Source organism: Enterococcus sp. 5B3_DIV0040, assembly GCF_002140755.1.
Taxonomy (GTDB): Bacteria; Bacillota; Bacilli; order Lactobacillales; family Enterococcaceae; genus Enterococcus_D; species Enterococcus_D casseliflavus.
In genome coordinates this window covers 829,136-849,746 of the sequence record NZ_NGLC01000002.1, presented here as the reverse complement: position 1 = coordinate 849,746, position 20,611 = coordinate 829,136, and the positions used below count along the sequence as shown (strand labels likewise).

The following is a 20,611-nucleotide window of genomic DNA, read 5'->3' as shown; positions in this document are numbered from 1 at the left end:
CATGCAAAGCTTCTTTAATGAATATGGCGGCCAATTGGTCACCAAAAGTCTCGAACACTTGTATATCTCCTTTGCTGCTTTGCTCTTAGGGATTCTTGTTGCCGTACCGATCGGTGTGATCTTGACCCGTTTCCCCAAAGCAGCAACGGTCGTGATCGGCATCACCAGTGCGTTGCAAACCGTGCCTTCTTTGGCACTATTGGCATTGATGATCCCGATTTTAGGTGTCGGAAAAGTCCCTGCTATCGTCGCTCTTTTCATTTATTCCTTGTTGCCGATTTTGCGAAATACCTACATTGGAATGAAAAAAGTCGATTGGAATTACCGCGATGTTGCCAAAGGGATGGGGATGACCAACTTGCAGTCGATCATCAGTGTGGAATTACCTCTAGCGATCCCAACGATCATGGCAGGGATCCGCTTATCGGCCGTGTATGTTTTAGCCTGGGCTACCTTGGCTTCTTACATTGGTGCCGGTGGACTTGGTGATTTGATCTTTAGCGGACTAAACAACTACCAACCGCCTTTGATTTTTGCTGGGACGATTCCAGTGACGATCTTTGCTTTATTAGCTGACTGGTTACTGGGTTTGTTAGAAAACAAACTGACACCAGCTGCCTTAAGGGGGGATGCGTAATGAAAAAAACTTCAAAATTAGCGCTGTTGTTTTCCTTAGGTGTCGCTTTACTGTCCGGCTGTTCCTTTCCCGGTTTAGCTTCGACTTCTGATGAGAATACCGTGGCGATCACAGGTGGGATCACTTCCGAAGCCCAAATTCTTGGCGCGGTGGTTGCCGGTATGGTCGAACACTATACGGATAAAAACACAACCGTCATTAACAACTTAGCAACAACGACCATCAATCACCAAGCGATGATGAATGGCGATGCGTCGATCTCAGCTGCCCGCTACACAGGAACTGACTTGACCACGACGTTAGGGTTGGAGCCAGAATCTGATCCGCAAGCCGCCTTTGACAAAGTCAAATCAGAATTTGAGCAACGGTACCAACAGACTTGGTTCCCTTCTTACGGCTTTGATAACACGTATGTCTTTCTTGTCAGAAAAGATACTGCCGAAGAATACGGATTGGAAAAAGTCAGTGACTTGAAAGATGTCGCAGATCAATTGGTTGCAGGGGTCGATACCGCGTGGATTACACGGGTCGGCGATGGGTACGATGGCTTCCAGAAAGCCTATGGGTTCTCTTTCCAAAACATCCTACCGATGCAGATCGGTCTCGTCTATGATGCTGTTGATAACGGAAAAATGGATATCGTTTTAGGGTACTCAACCGACGGCCGGATCGGCAGTTACGATCTCGTGATGCTGGAAGATGATCTAAACTTCTTCCCGCCTTATGATGCCGCACCGATCGTCGATGACAAATTGTTGAAAGAAACACCTGAAATCGGCGATGCCCTGAACAAATTAGCAGGCAAAATCGATACCGAAAAAATGCAAGAATTGAATTACCAAGTGGATAATGACCTTCTAGAACCAACGGTAGTTGCCGAACGTTTCTTAGAAGAAAATAATTACTTCGAAGGAGAGTGACGAAATGGCAGACATGAATTTATTCCAACAATTTCTTTTCTATTTTCAAGAAAACGGCGGCTATGTTTTTGCCCAGTTCATTCGTCACTTCTTGATTTCAATCTACGGGGTACTTTTTGCCTCGATCGTCGGGATTCCAATCGGGATCTTGATTTCTAAAAAAATGCGTTTGGCAGATTGGGTGATTCGTTTCGCCAATATCATCCAGACGATTCCATCTTTAGCGATGATCTCGATTTTAATGATCGGCATGGGCTTAGGTGTGAATGTCGTGATTTTAACGATTTTCCTTTATTCTTTGTTACCGATCATCAAAAATACCTATACCGGCATGCGCCAAGTCGACCGCAATACGTTAGATGTCGGCAAAGGGATGGGGATGACTAGCTGGCAGCGATTGTATATGATCGAATTGCCCTTGTCTGTTTCGGTGATCATGGCAGGGATTCGAAACGCCTTAGTCGTGGCGATCGGTATCACCGCCATTGGGGCTTTCGTTGGTGCTGGTGGACTGGGGGACATCATCATCCGCGGAACCAATGCGACAGATGGTGCATCGATCATCTTAGCCGGTGCTTTACCAACTGCCTTGATGGCGATCATTACGGATCTTGGATTGAGCTTTATTGAACGCCGCTTAGATCCCGCCAGCCGTACTTCACGCTAATCTTATTGGGAAAAAGCAAAAGCCGTTGTGACCATTTATTGGTCGCAACGGCTTTTTTGGTTCGGTCATTTTTCAGAAAAGCATCGCTTCAGCCGCTTCCCTTTTTAGGGTTAACGCCCTGCTCTTTTTTGCTATTTATCCATTCCGTATACTTCGACTTCATAGATTCGGGCTGCTGAGTCTGCTCCTTGTGTTGGTTTATCGATACTGATTTTTACATATTGCACCTTCTTGACGGCAAACGTATTGGTGCTAGTGCCCGCTTCATTTTTCAACGTTCGTGAAACTGGCTCATAGTCTTTGCCATCTTCACTGACGAGCACCGTATACGCCCGCGTATTCATGTCTGGACCTTCTCCACCAGCTTTCGCATGGGCGAGGCGTACTTCACTGACCGTTTGTGGTCGACCGAGATCGATCATCAACTCATGAGGCGCATTGCCTGTCGCACACCACTTCGTACTCAAATCACCATCGAGGGCAAAAGCTGGTGCTTCGGCATCATTGACAAACGATGAAGCAGTTGCTTCGGCATCTTTTGAAAGCAGCAGCAACTCTTTCGGCGCATCAGCAGAAATCGTGATCAATCCCGCCATTTCCAGAGGGGTCTCTCCTGCTTCGTTTTTGGCAACAAGCGTGACTTTGTAGGTACCTGGTTCCGAATAGGTCACTTGGGGATTTTCTTCTGTACTGCTTGTGATATCGCCGCCTTCAAACGTCCATTCAAATGCTTCGGCATTCGCAGATGAGGTATTCGTGAAGGTGATCGTTTCCCCCGGTGCCGCTAAGGTTTTAGAGGCTGTAAAGGCTGCTTTTGGCAGCTGATTGTTTGGCCAAGTGATCTCCACCGTATCGGATAGCTTGCCGCGATTGCCATAGCGATCCACTGCCACCACCGCGAACTTGGTTTTCGTCCCTTTTGGTCGTTCAACGGCATTCAAATAGTGGTTGGTTGCTGGCGTAGCTGCTAAGAAGGAGCGTGAGCCGTCATCGTTCAATTGGTAGACCTCATAAACCGCAGCTGTCTTGTCCTTGGCAGCTTCCCACGTTAAACGGACCCCCGCATAGTTGCCCTCTTCTTCATCAAAGAGCACATCCTCAACCGTCAATGCTTCGGCAGCGAATTTCTCTGCTTTCTGATCTCCGATCGTTAATTGCCCTAGATTCAACTCATAGACATCACTGGTTTCTTTCGTGGTTATGTCATAACCGATCGCTGTCACTTCCCCTTTGATGTCTTTCAATGAGTAAGTGATCGTCGTCCAGTCTGTTGCGACCTCTTTGTCTCCTTTGATCGTTTGTGTTGAACCATCAGCTAAAGTCACGACCAAATCAAGAGCTGTCGGTACCGTTGCTTTGACAGTCGTCGTCAGCTTCGTCTTTTTCGTCACAGGAAATGCTGTCTGATACAATGCCATGTGACTGGTACTACCTTTTGTCATCTGTCCACGTAGTTTCAGTGCATTTCCGCCATTATAGGCATCCGCATAATTGATTGATACAGCCAAATCATTGTCTTTTCCATGGTCAAAGACCCAACGATAGGTCGGCAAAACAGCTTGCAAGCTTCGGTTGTTCCAATTGCGGCTGGACACTTTTTCTCCCTCGATAAAATAGTTGTAGCCATTCCCCAGACTAAAATTCGTCACAAAAGGCAGCTCTGTGATAGCGGTCTGTTCCAGGGCATAGGTGGAGATCCCAGGCCACTCTGTCGCTTCTGGCAGCTGGCTTTCCCGAGGATCGCCCGTGTTATTGACCCAAAAAGCATTCTCTTTGCTTTGGAAATCATCCGGCGTACTAGCAGAAGAATAGGTCCAGCTAGGCACATACAGGCCCAATGAGGTATAAGGAACGCCTTTTTCATCCGTAACCAGATCCCAGCGTACAGGCGTTGAATAGCCATTTTCTTGCACATCGATCCCAGCAAAAAGATTGTAAGGATCGACACCGATTTCACGGGCTTTTTCCTTGGAGGCCTTCAACAGCTCTTTGTCCGCCAGTTTGTCAGTGGTCCACCAGAAATTCAAGAACATACTATCTGCCAATGGGTTCATCTCTGCATCCACCAAATAGGCTTTGTTCTTATCCGTCAAAGCGTTTTGCCAATCCATTTTCCCATCACTCGTCATGGAATCATACCACATGATCTCTAAATGCTCGTCGGCTTGTTCTTTGAATTGGGCAATCAATTCTTGCATCGCTTTGGCGTGGCTTTCATTTAATCCTTTACCATCAGTCCCCGATTGTTCGACACCTTCCGCTGCATCATCAAAACTAGTGACCGCCGTATCGGTTTCTTGATTGATGAACCAGCCATCAAAGCCATACGTATTGGCAACTTCGATCATTTTTTCTACGATCGGAAAGTTGCCGTCCTCATCCTTAGCTAAAAACGTATCTAGCCATTCCAACTTCCCACCATGGGCAGTTTGTGGAAAGAAGATCGTTCCTAAAACCGGCACGCCATTCCTATGAGCAGCATCTGTCACATCAGGACTTGGTGGTACGATGATCCCTTCGCCAGAAGAGCCGCCCCAATAAACCAATTGATCGATGTATTGCCAATAAGAAAAGACATTGGCATCAAAGGTATTGATCCCTCGTGGTGCATTGCCGCTCGTACTGCTATTCATGATCGAAAGCGCTACGACTTTGGTTTCTGCCGTTTGCGTGTCATTCATCTTCGGCAACGTCTCTTTAGCTGCCCGCTGCGCTAATGGAACAACGCTGGTATTATATTTCGCATCTGGATCTTTTTCAAAAGACCATGCCAACAAATCTTCTGGGAACCAATAAGACGACTCCGGTTGATTGTCCATCGCTTTTTCCAACGTACTTTTGGCTGTTTCTTGGTAAACGACTTTTCCAGTTGTCTTCGCCTCACTTTGGGTGCAGCCGCCGATTGCCGTTGCCGCTGCCAATACCAACAAAGATACGCCAACTTTACTGATTTTCCTTGTCACACTTCTTCCTCCTTGTTTTACATAAACCCGCCAACATTCCTACACTAAAACGATAACGCTTTCAAAGACCGGAATATAGGAACAAATTAAAGAAATCATGCAACAAATCCAAGAAGGTTGAGTTTAGAAAAAAAAGAGCCTCCGTTTAGGGAAGCTCTTTGGCCCTGCTTACTTCTTACTCCTTTCCAACGAGCGGCAGCCAAACGCGCATTTCGCCTATGCCCCGATTGCCCCATAAATGGTATGGGATCAGTTGCCACGTACGAGGTATGACCGTTTCCGCTCGTTCTTCGTAAAGGGTTGTTCCCGACCATTCTTCGCTTTGGTAGCCTTTGATCGCCAAACGTAAAGTAGTTGGCAACAACGTATCCTCTTTCGAAAAGGTCGCCTCCAGCGCCTGTGGGTCGATGCGGCAACGCCAGAGTGCTTGACCATTGTCGGCTTCTTCTATGCAATACACGAAGGGGCCACGTTGCAATGCGACTTGATTGATAGCTTGAATAACTTGAGGATTCGCACGCAAGATTTGCAATGGTTGTTCAAAACGGATATTGGCCGTCACGTTTTCGACTGCCTCAAAGATGATTGCCTCGCTCGTCTCCTGCCATTCGTGTTCACTATCGATTTGAAACTTACTTAGTCCGTTAGGTTTGTGGATGATGAGCGTCTTTGGAATGCCTTGATAGCGAATCGTGAGGTCCTCTGTAAAAGGAAACCCGCCCGTTTGTTCAAACGTAAATTGATCAGGTTCTTCTAAACGGCTTGCTACAAATAAATTCACGTAAAGCTTCTCTTGATCGCAAGTGTAAACCAAGCGCTGCAGCGAAGCGACCATCCGTGCAAAATTGGGCGGACAACACGCACAACCGAGCCAATCAGGTCGTTGAGCTTTGACGTGGCCTTTGCCAGGATTTTCCTGATCTCGTTGGGGATTGACCTCCAAAGGATTCACGTAGAAAAAGTGTTTGCCGTCAATTGCCGCACCAGAAAGGACGCTATTATACAACGCTCGTTCCATCGTCGCTAAATATTTTGGTTCATTGGTTAGTTTGAACAGCTCAAAAGAAAATTGGACCAATGCAATGGCTGCACAAGTTTCACAATACATCGTATCATTTGGCAAATCATAGGGACCGACAAAGGCTTCCCCGTGAACGGTTGAGCCGACGCCACCGGTCACATACATTTTCTTACAGGCGATGTCTTCCCAAATCGCTTCGCAAGCGTCGCTTAATGCTTGATCTTGGGTATGCTGGGCAACTTTTGCCATACCGCTTGCCATATACAGCATTCGTACCGCATGACCTTTGGCTTCATGCTGCTTTTTAGGTTGATCGTAGGCTTGTAAATAGGTGAGGTCTACCCTTGGCGTTTCATCTGATAAGCCATCCGCTTGGTTTTTCAAGATTTCTTTTTCGTAAAAGGCAGGATCTTCCCCACGTACTTCAAGAAAGAAATCAGCTAATGTCAAATAGGTTTGTTTACCAGTGTATTCATACAAACGCACCAGAGCCAATTCGATCTCTTGATGGCCATCAGCACCTTGAATTTTTCCAGGCTCCCGCCCAAAATACGTGCAAATATTGGCGATATTTTTCTCTGCCACGGTCAGTAATTTATCCTTGCCTGTTGCTTGATCATAAGCGATAGCCGCTTCGACTAGATGCCCGGCACAATAAAGTTCATGACTGAAATACAGCTGACGGTATTTTAACTTCGGTCGGGTCAATTGAAAGAAGGTATTTAAGTAGCCGTCCGCTTCTTGCGCCGCAGCAACTAAGTCAATCACTTCATCTACTGTCTTTTCCAATTGCGGATCGCTAGTATTCAACAAGCTATACCCAGCCGACTCGATCCATTTGTAGACATCACTATCTTGGAAAAACCAGCCAAAATGTTCCCCTTCCATTTGCCCTGCAGCGATGCGAAAATTCGCCAATGCATGGCTTTTCCCAGCTGGCAAATTGGGATCTTCCCGTTCTGCTTGAACATCTACATCGATTTCATCATTTAGGACTTGGTATTGGTAAGGAATCGTTTCTTTGCGAACAAGCTCTTGGTATCCTTGCCAAAACTCGTCCGTGAGCTGGATCTTGTTTAATGCGAATTCTTTCATTTCGTTCTCCTGTTCTTTTATTTTGAGATTTTATGGTAAATGTACGAGCTTAGACAGTCGTATGCTTTTTTTCAGGTAAAAAGACATACGCATCTTTTTGTTTAAACAAATTAAGTTGAAAATAAACCAGCGGTGTAACACCAAATACGAAGAATAAACCCGGTAGTAGGTAGTAGCAACAGCTGATCCCGACCATAAGGACGAAAATTTGACCGGTCAATCCAGGTTTGCCAAGCATTAGAATCAAACTTTTTTTAAGCATGGGTTTCCAAGCTCGTTCGTGTTGAAAAAACCAAAAGAGATTGGCTAAAAAAAGGAGACTAATCACTATCAGAAGTTGGATCAACAAATAAACGGTTGTATCGGCTTCGGTAAAGACATAGTGTCTCATTAGCATCAAGTCAATCGAAAAAAGGGCTGCTAAAGGAAGGATAAAGAGTCCTAATCGATTCATTCTCCAAAAGTTTTTTCGAAAGCTTTTTGCAAAGGACTGAAACAATTTTATCGCATTTGCTTCTTGATATTTTTCATCATTGCAAAGTTCGTAAACCGCATTGGTTGCTGGCAATAGTCCGAAAAGAACTAAGCCGAATAAGGTAAACAGCAGCCAATAGCAATGCAACAGAAATAACAGTAAGCCTTTTTTCCCAATGCTCACATGTATATCGACTAGCTTATTCATGTACTCACCCTTTCATTGCACCAATCATGACTCCTTTATCAAAGTATTTCTGTAGGAAAGGATAGATCACCAAAATCGGTAAGGTCGAAACAATGATGGCGCCATATTTGATCTGATCTGCATATTGTTGTCCGTAGCCATCACCCAAAGCGCCCGCACCACCTGCAGATGCTTGATTTGATAGTAAAATATCTCGCAGAACGATCTGTAAAGGTTGTTTTTCGTAGTCGCGAATAAATACGAGTCCTGTAAAGAAATCGTTCCAATGTTGGACCAAATAGTAAAGACCCACCACAGAAATGACTGCTTTGGATAGCGGTAGCGCCACAGTAACAAAAAATTTTGCATAGGAGCAACCATCTAGAGCGGCTGCTTCATAGAGACTATCCGGAATGCTTGTCTCAAAAAAGCTTCTTGCAATGATCAAGTTATAGACATTGACTGCTGAGGGAATAATAAAGACCCACATACTATCGATCAACCCCACATCTCGATAAAGTAAATACGTAGGGATCAAGCCACCATTGAAAAACATCGTAAAGGTAAAGAGAAACATCAAAAGTTTTCGAGGTTTAAATTCCTTTCTTGATAAGGCAAAAGCTGCGGGCAAAGTAAAAATTAAATTGACCGCCGTTCCTCCTAACGTATAAATCAAGGTATTGCGATAGCCCGTCCAGATCCTAGCATCTTGTAAAATTTTTTCAAAACCAAAAAAGCTGATATTCCTAGGAAAGAGTGTGACTAATCCTTTAGAAACCATGTTGGAATCACTAATTGAAGCGATGACGACAAAAAAGAGCGGATAGACGACAATCAAAAAGATACTCAAGCAAAGTATGATGATCGCTAGGTTAAAAAGAAGATCTGATTTAGGTTTGTTTGTTAGTGATAGATTCATATAGCCACCCCTTTACCATAAACTACGGTTCGTGTATTTTTTCGAAAGACCATTTGCTAAAACTAAAAAGAGAAAATTAATGATGTTATTGAATAGCCCGATCGCTGTTGAATAACTAAATTGACTGTTTAAAATCCCAATTTTATACACATACGTAGAAATGACTTCTGAGACGCTCAAATTCAAACTATTTTGCATCAGGAAAATCTTCTCAAAGCCAGCATTTAAAACCCCACCCATATTCATAATCAACAAAATAACCATCGTTGGCACTAATGCTGGTATATCAACATGGAGGATTTTTTGAAAACGATTGGCGCCATCGATATCTGCTGATTCATAGAGTTGCGTATCGATACTCGAAAGTGCCGCTAAGTAAATAATGCTGTTCCAGCCACAGTGCTGCCAAACCTCAGAAATGACATAGACGGGCACGAACGTACTGTCGCTCCCCATTAAGTTGACAGAAGAATCCAAGTTCAAGAGGTTGACTAAAACACCTGTTTCTGGTGAAAGAAAGACTTGCAATATCCCTACCATCACGACCGTAGAAATGAAGTGAGGTAAATAAACCGCAGTTTGCATGACTTTTTTTCTTTTAGGGTTTCTGATTTGATTGATGATCAATGCCAATAAAATGGGGGCAATGAACCCAAAAATCAGCGTTGTCACACTGATCCGCAACGTATTGACTATCACGGTTTGGAACATCGGGCTTTCGAAAAATTGTTGGAAATACTTGAAACCGACAAATTCGCCACCAGTGAGTCCCTTCGTAAAATCGAATTCCCGAAATGCTAGTTGGATACCATACATTGGTATGTAATTAAAAACCAAAATGATCGCTAATGCCGGTAAAACCATCAACCATAGCTGCCATTGTCGACTGAAATGAGAGAGTAGCCGATTATTTTTTTTCACGAGAACTGTGTCCATGATCTTCACTCCTTTGATAGATTTAGGTAAATGGCTGGTCTTTGTTATTCAAGCATGAACTTGCGATTGCTTTACTCAACTCTGACCAGCCTCACCACTCACTTAATTCCCGTAATATTGATCAAATCCTTTTTGAACGATCTCGATATTTTGATCTAAGCCGCTATTTTGCAAGGTTGTGACATATTGCTCCCACTCATCTTCAATGCCGCCTTTTGTCACCCATTTAGCAAATTTTGTCATTGCTTCATTGAGGATCGTTGTATTGTTGTTTGCTAGTGTTGTAGCATCCTCATTACTAAATTTCAAGAGATTGAATGGTACTACTTGTTCTTCAGGAACGATTTTATCCACGTAAGGATGCAACACTTCATCTTGGACCTCATTTGCTTTCATATCTGCGCCAAGTTCGACATCAAGAGCGTCTGAAATATACATTGGACTATTGTCCGCCCAAGTTGTTGTCCACTTCCATGTCCCTGGATCGACATTTTCATCTGCAGGTGGCAAGACGCGGTAAGTGTCCCCGTCTTTTTCGATGTTAGTGCCCAATGACCCAAACAATGCTTGGATTCCGATTTCTGGATCGTATAGCGCATTGACGAATTTTAAGGCTCCGTCCATATTTTTGGTTTGAGAGGAAACAACGGCAAAGTTTACCCCATAATTAAGCGAGGTTTCATAGCTCCATGTCGGTTCCACTCCAGCTTTTTGAATCAATGGTGCCATTGATGTATATTGATCTGCTAACTGATTACCAAATCGGTCTGAAGCTTCCCAGCCCCAAGTAAAACCGACTTTTGCCGTCTCGCCTTCTCCTCTACCAGTGGACTGATAGGCACTATAATCTTGAGAAAAAGCCTTAGGATTAATCAAGCCAGCTTCCCAGCACTTGTTCAAAAATTCCACTGTTTCTTTGTAACGCTCATCAACAAAGAAGTTGCCTACCTGTCCATTTTCAGCAAAGTAGCCGGTATTTCCTCCTTCAGAAACAACGATACCCGTACTTGCTAAAAGCTGCATTGGTTGGAAATAGCCAAAACCGCCGGTTCCAACTGGACTCCAATCCATTGGAATTTCATCGCTGGCATCCCCATCTCCATTCGCATCGTTTTCTTTGAATGCGACCAACACTTCGAATAGTTCATCCCATGTTTCAGGTACGTCTAACCCAAGATTGTCCAGCCACGTTTGATTGATATATTGACGAGAAGCAGATTTAGGCCAAAAACGCTGGTATTTTGGTAAGCCATAGATCTCTCCATTCAGTTGAGTAGCAAGTGCTTTTGTTTCTGGTTTTTCTTCAAACATCTTTTGAACATTTGGCAGGGCATCTAAGTGATCAGATAAATCGGTGAACAAGCCAGGAAACTTCGCAAATTCCGCATCCGTCACAACATTTGGTCCCAGAATCAAATCGGGAATATCTCCAGAAGCCAACATTGGGGCTTTTTTCTGATCCCAATCAGCGGAAACTTCCTCCCACTTTATGGTCAGCTCAAGTTCTTCTTCTAGTTTGTTCAACCACTCAATATCTTTGTTCTTTTGCGTCAAGCCATGTTTTACCACTAACACATTTAACTGGTTGCTTGACGACTCTCCATCTCCCTCACTTGAAGATCCTCCCCCGCATCCAGAGAGCAATCCGATCAATGCTGCAGAACAAAACACCAAACCTAATTTTTTCATTTTCTCATCCCTTTCACTCTTGTTACACTAAGTATAACGTCGAAAATGAAAACGCTTTTATTAACAATTTTTACTTCTACTCTCTTTTTTTTACTCGCCAACCATTTTTACATGATCCGCTTCATTCATAGTCCATAATGTTGCGGTTAAACTGATATGGAGAGATTCCTACACGTTCTTTAAAAACACGAAAAAAATAATTATAGTTCGCAAATCCGCTTTGCCTTGCGACTTCATTGACACTACAAGACGAGGTACTCAACAATAATTTTGCATAATCGATCCGCAACTCAGACAAGTATTTTGAAAAAGACTGTCCCCATTGCTGCTTAAACACCCTACTTAAATAGGAATAATTTAAATCAATCGCTTCGGCGCAGGTCTGCAAGCTGATCGGTTCTTTGAAGTGTTGATGAAGATAAAGAATACATTTTTTTACCGGCTCGTCAACAGGCTTAAAGACTTCTTTTTGGAAATTTTTTACACTTAATGAAATGGCTTCAAAAAAATCTGCTTCGATTCTTAGTAACGTATCGAACTGTTGATAATAATTGATTTGAATCATCGTTTCCATCGGCTGTCTAAAGCTATTACTCATCGCTAAACTGATTTGAAAATCAATTTGTGCAATTAGCTCTAAGGCCAGCGAACGTGCGACCCGTTTTTCTCTTATATACTCAAACAGTTTTTTACTATAATATTCGATGTTCTCTGGTTCGATGTATTTGGTATAAAAATAGATTTTTTTCAGATACAAAGCGATCTCATGCTGTTGAAAGACGTTTTTGCTGCATTCTTGGCTTGAAAAATGCAGCAACTCATTCGGACGTGAAAAAAAGAGTAAATCTGAGATTCGTTCATCGCTCTTAAATAGTTCTAATACCTCCGACAGTTGATTGCTTACTGGGGAGCGCAGGAGAAAAAGTTCAACATCTAGTAAGCGCTTGGCAGCATGGTAGCACTTGGTTTTGATCGTTTCCAAGTAATCATTGATCGCTTTATAGGATTTGATTTTTGCAAACGAGTAGAGCATAAAAAGCTTCCCATCATCAGTCACAAAAGAGAGCATTTCTATGGTTTCATTCTTTGTGTCTAAAATCAATTGCTCTAAAACAGCGCTCACTTTTCGTTTATACTTTTCTTTGTCCCAAACATTTTTGCTGATAGAGATAGGTATCATAACAAGTCCTACCATTTTTTCAGTTACAAAATGCGGATACTGTTGCATCAAGAAGCTTGTATTTCCATGAAAAAAGTCTCGTAGAGAGGGTGTCTCGTAAGCAGGCGCAGCCATTGGCTCGTCTGTAAAAAAATTGATTTTTTTCAGCGCTTCCGAAATCACTTCCTCGCTCAATTCATGTTTCAAAAGATAGTCAACGACTCCATATTTCATGCTACCACTCGCATAATTAAAGTCGGCGTAGCCACTCATCACGATCACTTTAGTCGTGCGATCGATCAGTTCCAATTGTTCTAAAAAGGCTAAGCCATTCATAATTGGCATATTCATGTCTAAAAAAATGAGATCTACAGAATAAATCTCCAAATAATTTAACAACTCGTAAGGATTTGCCGTACTGAGTACAATTTCAAATTGAGGGAAATTTTGTAAAATAGTACTTATTTTGTTGCGTGAAATCAACTCATCATCTAAGAGGGCTATTTTCTTCATCGTCTTTTTCTCCAATCATAGGAAGCTCAATAATGACCCGGGTATAAACCCCTAACTCTGTTTCATATGTGATCCCATAGTCTGGACCATAGTAGAGCTTGATTCGTTTATCGATATTATGGATACCAATTTTCGAATAGTGTTTTCCATTGCTTTTTTCTCGCTCGTTTATCTGTTTTATCGCTTCTTCTGTTAGTCCATTGCCATTATCTTCAACCATTAAACAAAGCTTATCTCCCTTTTTTTCTCCACTTATTTTTATTTGCCCTTTTTCGCTATTTGTTCCAACAAAATTGTGCAAAATGCTATTTTCAACAATGGGCTGCAAAATAAATCGAAGGATACGGCAAGATAAAATCGCTGGATCAAGCGCCCAATGAACATCAAAGCTATCAATATAGGCAACTTTTTGGATGGACACATAGCTTTTGACATGGGCTACTTCTTCAAACAAAGGAATCAAGTCTTGTCCCTTATACATCGTGGCATGCAACAATGATACAAGTGATTTCGAAAGATAGGCAATATTGTTAGCCTGTTGTAATTCAGCCATCCAGGTAATCGAGTTTAGCGTATTGGACAGAAAATGGGGGTTGATTTGAGCTTGTAGAAAGTCGATTTCAATTTCTTTTTTCTCTTTTTCTCTGGCTTTATTTTCTTCCATTAAAGTATTGATATTGGCAACCATCGAATTAAAGACTATACTCATTTGTTTTAATTCGTCATTTCCTTGAATCTCAACAGTGGTCGATAAGTCCTTATTCTTGACCCGCTCCATTGCTTGGTTTAATTGATCGATTCGTTTCGACAGTTTTAATATAATCAGCGTAGCCACAAAAATACTCATGCTGACGATCACGATACACAGGAAAATCATCAGTCGCAAATTCTGTGTCAACGGTCCCAAAAATGGTTTTTTGGGGAGATGGAGATGAAACCACGCTTCGACTTCTTCACTATAGAATGATTTCTCATACAAATTGGCTTGGTCTTCATCAATGGTGCCAACTTCAGCAAGCACCGTTTGCTTTTGATCTAACAAGGCGATCTGCGTCCCAGCTGGGAGGTTTTCTAATTGATCATTAAGAAACTCGCTTGTATGAAGGAATCCCACCAAGTGCCCTAGGACTACTTGCCCGACTTTGATTTCATTTTTGATATAAACAGTCGAATCATCAATTTCTCTTGCATAAGCGGCCTCATTGGTGTAACCAATCAACGTTTCTTCAACAACTGGATCAACTAACCCAAACGACATCAATCGATTTTCTTTGGAATAAATCGCCATTCCCAGCAAATAAGGTTGAAATTGATACAATGGTTCCACGATCTCCTTCAATTCCATGGTCAGTTTGATGCTCTCAAAGGTGTCTCTCGTAATCCGTGGTTGTTCACTGGCCTCTTTCAACGTGTCGTAGCCATCCATAATCAATTTATAATTGATATGATTAAGATCCGTACTGATCGTATGGATATTACGTAAAATAGAGACCTCGATCTCTTTCGCTTGGATCTCCATATTTTTATCAATGATCTTATTCGCGGTATTAGAAAAAAAGAGAATGATCAGTGACGAAGTAACGACATTCGCAATAATGATCGTTACCATAAGTTTCATTTTTATCTTCAATCGCTTCACACTTTCTAACTATCTGTCTTTACTTCATTCTTAAAAAAGCTGTATGTTCCCCTAATATATGTTGTCCGGCTTCTTCTTTGATTTGATGGGTGTAGATTTGACGATAAACTTTAGGACTCATGCCTTTTTTCTGTTTAAAGGTATTGGTAAAGTGCTGCCTACTGTTGAATCCTGCTTGAGCGGCAATTTCGACGATTGGCAGCTGACTATTGCTTAGTAAAAATGCTGCCTGCTTCAGACGCTCACTGGTGAGAAAATGGTTGACCGTCACTCCCAGTTGCTCATGAAAGAGTTTATGCAAGTAGGCTTTCGTAATCCCCACAGCCGCTGCGATTTGGGAGACTTGAATATCTTCATCAAAATGCTGTTGAATATAGTTGACCGCAGCGTTCACATAGCAATTGCCCCGTTTGGTTTCTTTCGTACGTAATGAAAAGGCTAATTCCATCAACATCCGCTTAAACAAGAGCTCGATCGTAAATTGCCGTTCAGCAGACGGTTGCTCTTGAGTATCATCGATCATTAGCAGCTGCAGCAATGACTTGATCGCTTGTCCAAATTGGCGGACATCGCGACTTTTCGCGTAAGGCTCATTCAATTGTACATTTCCTTTGATGTATGCAAAAACATCACGAACACAAAGGCCGGACGGTGTCTCACTCAGAAGAAATTCAATATTCAGTAAGGTGCAGGAATCTCCTTCAACGAGTAAGGCGTGTTCCACAAACGCGTTTATGAAAACGAAATCATTTCTTTCCAGAACAATTACTTGATCTTGCACCTTTATCTTACACTTCCCTTTGGTCACAAACATGATCTCACACGCTGGGTGTTGATGTGGATCCATGGAAAAACGCTCAAGGGCAACACTATAGTATGCTGTAATCTTCGCATAGTTTGATTCTTGTGGAAACACCATTGATCAACTCCTTTTTCATTCGTTGACGATTTCTTTCTTTTTTATTTCTAGTAGACAAAACTTTCCCTCTCTTTTTTATTGCTTACTATACTATAAGAAAAACGTACTAGGAGGAAATCAATGTCTTTTTTACATTTTGCACAAACACCCCCAATGGGATGGAATTCTTGGGACTGCTATGGCGCTTCTGTAACCGAAGCAGAAGTGATCGCCCATGCAGATTTTATGGCAGAGCATTTGAAAGCTTATGGTTGGGAGTACGTCGTCGTGGATATTCAATGGAGCGAACCAGAAGCAAAGTCTACAAGGTACAATGATTTTTATCCGTTGTGTATGGACGACTATTCTCGCTTGATTCCTGCTGAGAACCGTTTCCCTTCAGCAAAAGATGGCGCTGGTTTCAAAAAACTTGGTGACTATCTGCATCAAAAAGGGCTGAAGTTTGGTATCCATATCATGCGCGGCATTCCACGACAAGCAGTTCACCAAAATACGCCGATCAAAGGAACGGATAAACGGGCACGGGACATTGCTATGAATTCAATCTGCCCTTGGAATTCCGATATGTATGGGGTCGATGTTTCATTGCCTGAAGGACAGCTTTATTATGATTCTTTGCTCGAATTATATGCTTCTTGGGGTGTTGACTTTATAAAGGTGGATGATATCGGCGATTCGAAAATTTACGGTGATGCCCATAAAGCAGAAATCAAAGCGATTCGCCGTGCGATCGATCGATCGGGTCGAGAGATCGTCCTTTCTTTGTCTCCCGGACCAGCTGCCCTCAAAAATGGTAGTTTCTTTCAAAATCATGCCAATATGTGGCGCTTGACGGATGACTTTTGGGATCATTGGGACGCCCTTTACTCCATGTTTGACCGAGCAGCAGAGTGGGCACCTTTCGTCCGTCCAGGTAACTGGCCTGACTGTGATATGCTGCCGTTGGGTCATATCGGCATTCGGGCAGTTGATGGTGGCGGTGGTGATAGTTGGACACGTTTTACGGAAGACGAGCAATACTTATTGATGAGTTTATGGACGATCTTCCAATCTCCATTGATGTTCGGTGGTACTTTACCAGACATCGATCCCTTTACGTTACGTTTATTGACGAATATTGAAGTCTTAGAAATGTATCGAAGAATCCATACGAAAAAAGAGTTCTATCGTGATCAAGAGTGGATCATTTGGGAGGCGTTGAGCGACACAGCCGTCTACTATGCCATTTTCAATGTTTCTGATCAAACGCAAACCATCCCAAAATCGATCGCTGCTTTACTACCAATTAAAAACGGCACTGAGTTATGGCAACAAAAAGAACAAACAATTGCCGATGCTGAGGTTCCTACTCATGGTGTCTTGTTATTCAAAAGCCCATTACAATAGTCCTCTCAATGAAAGCAACACAATGTGCCTAGCACATTGTGTTGCTTTTCTATTCATATGGTTCTTCCCCTCTCAACAAGGAACCTACTAGTCTTACAAACAACTCACCGTAACCATTTCCAGCCTATACTTCATGAATCAAGTAACTCTGTTTTCCCTCTCGTAAAAAGATTGGTAAGGAATCAATTTGTGCCTGTGCGACAATCCATTGTCCACCTTCATAGATAGTTCCATCTCGAGCATCGGTCCATTTTGCTCCTGTTGGCAAATATACCTCACGCTCAGTAGCATGCGCTACAACGATGGGCGCTACTAGAATATCAGAACCATAGAGATACTGTGTTGTCAGTTCCCATGCCTGGTGATCCTCTGGAAATTCATAAAAAGTTGGGCGAATGACTGGCGTTCCTTTTTCATGAGCTGCGCGCATCAATTCACGCGAGTAGTCCCGCATCAATTCACGAATTCCAATAAATTTTTTCATAATCTCATAGTTCTTTTCCCCAAACGCCCATATTTCGTTAGCTGCTCCGGTTTGCTCTGTTTCTTCACCATCTGCCTTGAAGATTTTTTTATGGGGAGTACGTGAACCATGCAATCGCATGACTGGACAAAAAGTCCCGTATTGAAACCAGCGGATCAATAAATCTTGAAAATCTAGACTTGTCACAGAACCACCATGAAATCCGCCGATGTCACTTGTCCACCACGGGATGCCTGCTAACCCCATTTGCATGCCAGCAACGATTTGGTTGCGAAAGTCTTGATAAGTCGAATGAATATCGCCGGACCAAACCAATGCCCCATATCGTTGGCTGCCCGCCCAAGCACAACGAACCAATTTGATTGAATGTTCTTTTTGTGAGGAGGCTTCTCCCTCATCAAAACCACGAACATACTCACGGGGATAAATATTGCCTTTTTGCAACACACTCCCTACATAATAACGATAGGAATCATAGTCATACGTACCAAATTCTGGTTCAGCCTCATCCAACCAAAACAAGCGAATGCCGTTATTGACATAATTTTTTGATACTTTCTCCCAGACATAGTTTCGAGCTTTAGGATTTGTTGGATCATAAAAAATGTTATTCCCATGAAACAACATCTGTACATCAATGCCGCGATCCGTTTTGACTAATAAGCCTTTTTCTTTCATCTCTTGAAAATTCTCACTACGCGTGTCGATTTGGGGCCAGATCGATACCATTAGCTCGATTCCATATTTATCTCGTACTTCTTCTGCCATCGCCTTGGGGTCTGGAAAGAAATTTTCATCAAAGCGAAAATCACCACAGCGCGGCCAATGATAATAATCGATCACTAGTACATCAACGGGAATGTTCCGCTCTTTGTGTTCCCTAGCGATCGCCACTACTTCCGCTTGTGTCGCATAGCGAAGTTTACATTGCCAAAATCCTAGACCATATTCGGGCATCATAGGTGCCCGTCCTGTCACTTGGCTAAATTGTTCTTCGATTTGAGCTGGTGTCTCTCCAGCAGTGATCCAGTAATCCAATTGCTTCGTACTTTCGGCACGCCATTCGGTCGTATTTTTACCAAAAGAGACCGAACCGATTGCTGGATTGTGCCAAAAAAAGCCGTATCCTTTGTTTGATAAATAAAAGGGGATCGAAGCTTGTGAATTTCGATGCGCTAATTCTAAATTACACCCTTTTAGATCAAAAATATCCTGTTGATATTGTCCCATACCATAGATTTTCTCCTCATGATTGGCTTCGAAAGTAGCTTTTAGTTGAAAATCTCCTCCAATAATCGACTTGAAAAACCGCGCCTTTTTCAAGAGCGCACCGCCAGATGCTGCTTCTTTCAAAATCACTTCACCTTTTTGATTGTAAAAAGTGATCTTGCCACAGTTGTTCCAGCCTGACTCTTTGGTGACTACTGCGTGGATTTTTCCATTACCGATAGATCCTACATCCCCCTCAATCGCAACCTCGGCCTTAGAATCTTGTGTTAATAATGCACAGCAGGATAAATCTAGTTCACCAGACGGTGCACTCACCACCCGCAAACTGTTCGTGCCCCAAGCAATAATGCGCACGACTTCATTTCCATTTTGAAATTCGAGGTAATTCTCACCTATTGAAAAAAACGACATTTTTGAACCCTCCTTTTTTTCAGTATAGCTGGATTACAGAGGGCTATCCTTCGATTTTATGGCGTGTTCTATCGTAATCATGTCATTTTTCCGATATTGTGTAGGGGTCTCACCAAACATCTTTTTGAAGCACACAGAAAAATGATTACTATTACAAAAACCGACAGCTTGAGCGATCGCCACCATGGTCAAATCAGTCTCTCGCAACAATTCTGCCGATCGGATCAAGCGATAATGATTTAGATAAGCCATTGGGGAAGTTCGAAATGATTGTTTAAAAAATCGTGTAAATTGCTCTTTACTTAAGGAAACAGAATCGGCCAAATCTTGTAATTGGATCATTTCATGATAATTACTATGAATATAAGATAAAACTATTTTTTCCCGTTTTTCTTGGAGGCGCTCGCTTGATTTTTTTGCTGGCTGGTCGGTCCCAACTTCTAATAGATGTGACAAGAGTTGGATAACAATCCCTTTCAGACGTAATTCACGATAGGACGATTTCCCCATAAAGCATTGATCAAATAGTTGAAACAAGGTGAGACTTTGTTGACTTTTATCTGGAAAATCCACATAAGAAGTAACACCTTCTTGTATCAAAAAAGGATCGATTTGTTGGCTTTGAATTCTATCTGATTGTCGACTCGTGATTAATTGTTCAGAAAAAACGATACACGAAAAACGGCAGCTTTGTTGTGCGATTCGATAGGCAGTGTGTAAAGTGTTGGGAGGAATCAGGACGATCGTATTTGCCTTAATCTTGCGTGAGACTCCATTAACGACTAATTCTAGCTGTCCTTGATGGACACATAAAATTTCGATTTCTTTATGCCAATGTGGCACAAAAAAGAATTCTCGCCAAACACTCACTAAATTAGGATAATATGCTAATGGGAAATCTTCCGTGCCATGGTTCGCAGCTTCATAATAAGCAAGCGCTGCAGGTTGATTTATTTTCATTGAATCACTCGCTCACTTTCCACTTTGTTAACATTGTTTTTCGTTTAATCATAGCGTATCTACAACGATTATGTAAGCGTAATCAAAAAAATAGTTTATCTGTTAATCCTTTTGACCAATTGAAACAAACAGGACAGCTACTTGACGAGCTGTCCTGTTTGTTCCCACATTCCTGCAGGACAGTTTTTCTTAGCTAAATTTGCGCGAAACCGATAAAAGCAGCCGCATTTGGTACAGGTATGATTCAATCGCAATGGACAAGTCTCACAAACAACGATTCTCCTACTGACGATCTCCGGCGAAGCCAAGTCGCTTTCTAAAGAAAGTTGTTCTGCAATCAAGGATTCAATGTCTTCCTGTGCTGCTGCAGCATCTTTCACTTCGCATCCTTTACAAGTCATG

The 20,611-nt window shown here is 42.4% G+C and carries 16 protein-coding genes; 4 read left to right on the top strand and 12 right to left on the bottom strand.

The genetic code is table 11. From position 1 onward, the window contains the following. The first annotated feature begins 1 nt into the window (after position 1). Genes A5883_RS16450 through A5883_RS16440 form a run of 3 tightly spaced genes read left to right on the top strand, consistent with a single transcriptional unit; the run spans position 2 to position 2,224 of the window. The gene (locus tag A5883_RS16450; protein WP_016609633.1) at positions 2-637 is read left to right on the top strand and encodes an ABC transporter permease; all 636 of its coding nucleotides are present in this window, start codon (positions 2-4) and stop codon (positions 635-637) included. After that, positions 637-1,557 carry an osmoprotectant ABC transporter substrate-binding protein gene (locus A5883_RS16445; RefSeq protein WP_010748740.1) on the top strand — a complete coding sequence of 307 codons (921 nt, stop codon included), beginning with the start codon at positions 637-639 and terminating at the stop codon, positions 1,555-1,557. Before A5883_RS16450 ends, A5883_RS16445 begins: the two co-directional genes overlap by 1 nt. 4 nt (positions 1,558-1,561) lie before the next feature. Then, complete coding sequence (locus tag A5883_RS16440; protein ID WP_005227316.1) at positions 1,562-2,224, top strand: ABC transporter permease; 663 nt, start codon at positions 1,562-1,564, stop codon at positions 2,222-2,224. Between the two features lie 131 nt (positions 2,225-2,355). Here the strand turns inward: A5883_RS16440 and A5883_RS16435 are convergent, their stop codons facing one another. From A5883_RS16435 to A5883_RS16395, 9 genes are all read right to left on the bottom strand, one after another. Further along, on the bottom strand, positions 2,356-5,187 hold the full coding sequence (locus A5883_RS16435) for an endo-beta-N-acetylglucosaminidase (RefSeq protein ID WP_086339077.1): 2,832 nt from the start codon (positions 5,185-5,187) through the stop codon (positions 2,356-2,358). A gap of 175 nt (positions 5,188-5,362) precedes the next feature. Next, positions 5,363-7,303: a glycoside hydrolase family 127 protein gene (locus A5883_RS16430; protein ID WP_086339076.1), complete on the bottom strand. Its 1,941-nt coding sequence runs from the start codon at positions 7,301-7,303 to the stop codon at positions 5,363-5,365. 49 nt (positions 7,304-7,352) lie between these two features. Then, the gene (locus tag A5883_RS16425; RefSeq protein ID WP_086339075.1) at positions 7,353-7,985 is read right to left on the bottom strand and encodes a DUF624 domain-containing protein; all 633 of its coding nucleotides are present in this window, start codon (positions 7,983-7,985) and stop codon (positions 7,353-7,355) included. 4 nt (positions 7,986-7,989) lie between these two features. Further along, positions 7,990-8,883 carry a carbohydrate ABC transporter permease gene (locus A5883_RS16420; protein WP_016609627.1) on the bottom strand — a complete coding sequence of 298 codons (894 nt, stop codon included), beginning with the start codon at positions 8,881-8,883 and terminating at the stop codon, positions 7,990-7,992. A gap of 12 nt (positions 8,884-8,895) precedes the next feature. After that, positions 8,896-9,819: an ABC transporter permease gene (locus tag A5883_RS16415; RefSeq protein ID WP_016609626.1), complete on the bottom strand. Its 924-nt coding sequence runs from the start codon at positions 9,817-9,819 to the stop codon at positions 8,896-8,898. Positions 9,820-9,921: 102 nt separating this feature from the next. Continuing rightward, complete coding sequence (locus tag A5883_RS16410; RefSeq protein WP_016609625.1) at positions 9,922-11,508, bottom strand: extracellular solute-binding protein; 1,587 nt, start codon at positions 11,506-11,508, stop codon at positions 9,922-9,924. A gap of 121 nt (positions 11,509-11,629) precedes the next feature. After that, positions 11,630-13,180, bottom strand: a complete 1,551-nt coding sequence (locus tag A5883_RS16405; RefSeq protein WP_016609624.1) for a response regulator transcription factor — start codon at positions 13,178-13,180, stop codon at positions 11,630-11,632. Further along, on the bottom strand, positions 13,155-14,798 hold the full coding sequence (locus tag A5883_RS16400) for a sensor histidine kinase (RefSeq protein WP_086339074.1): 1,644 nt from the start codon (positions 14,796-14,798) through the stop codon (positions 13,155-13,157). Before A5883_RS16400 ends, A5883_RS16405 begins: the two co-directional genes overlap by 26 nt. A 40-nt stretch (positions 14,799-14,838) precedes the next feature. Beyond that, on the bottom strand, positions 14,839-15,738 hold the full coding sequence (locus A5883_RS16395; protein ID WP_086339073.1) for a helix-turn-helix domain-containing protein: 900 nt from the start codon (positions 15,736-15,738) through the stop codon (positions 14,839-14,841). A gap of 120 nt (positions 15,739-15,858) precedes the next feature. Here A5883_RS16395 and A5883_RS16390 point away from each other — a divergent pair, with 120 nt between their 5' ends. Further along, positions 15,859-17,124 (top strand): glycoside hydrolase family 27 protein, encoded by a 1,266-nt coding sequence (locus A5883_RS16390; protein ID WP_086339072.1) that lies wholly within the window; start codon positions 15,859-15,861, stop codon positions 17,122-17,124. Positions 17,125-17,248: 124 nt separating this feature from the next. On the opposite strand, the gene A5883_RS16385 is transcribed toward A5883_RS16390, so the two are convergent. The 3 genes from A5883_RS16385 to A5883_RS16375 form a co-directional block, all read right to left on the bottom strand. Continuing rightward, complete coding sequence (locus tag A5883_RS16385) at positions 17,249-19,249, bottom strand: glycoside hydrolase family 31 protein (RefSeq protein WP_016609619.1); 2,001 nt, start codon at positions 19,247-19,249, stop codon at positions 17,249-17,251. Positions 19,250-19,282: 33 nt separating this feature from the next. Next, a complete protein-coding gene (locus tag A5883_RS16380) occupies positions 19,283-20,209 on the bottom strand; it encodes an AraC family transcriptional regulator (RefSeq protein ID WP_016609618.1) in 927 nt (308 codons plus the stop codon). Positions 20,210-20,346: 137 nt separating this feature from the next. After that, the gene (locus A5883_RS16375; RefSeq protein WP_086339071.1) at positions 20,347-20,610 is read right to left on the bottom strand and encodes a DUF6171 family protein; all 264 of its coding nucleotides are present in this window, start codon (positions 20,608-20,610) and stop codon (positions 20,347-20,349) included. Between the last annotated feature and the right edge of the window lies 1 nt (position 20,611).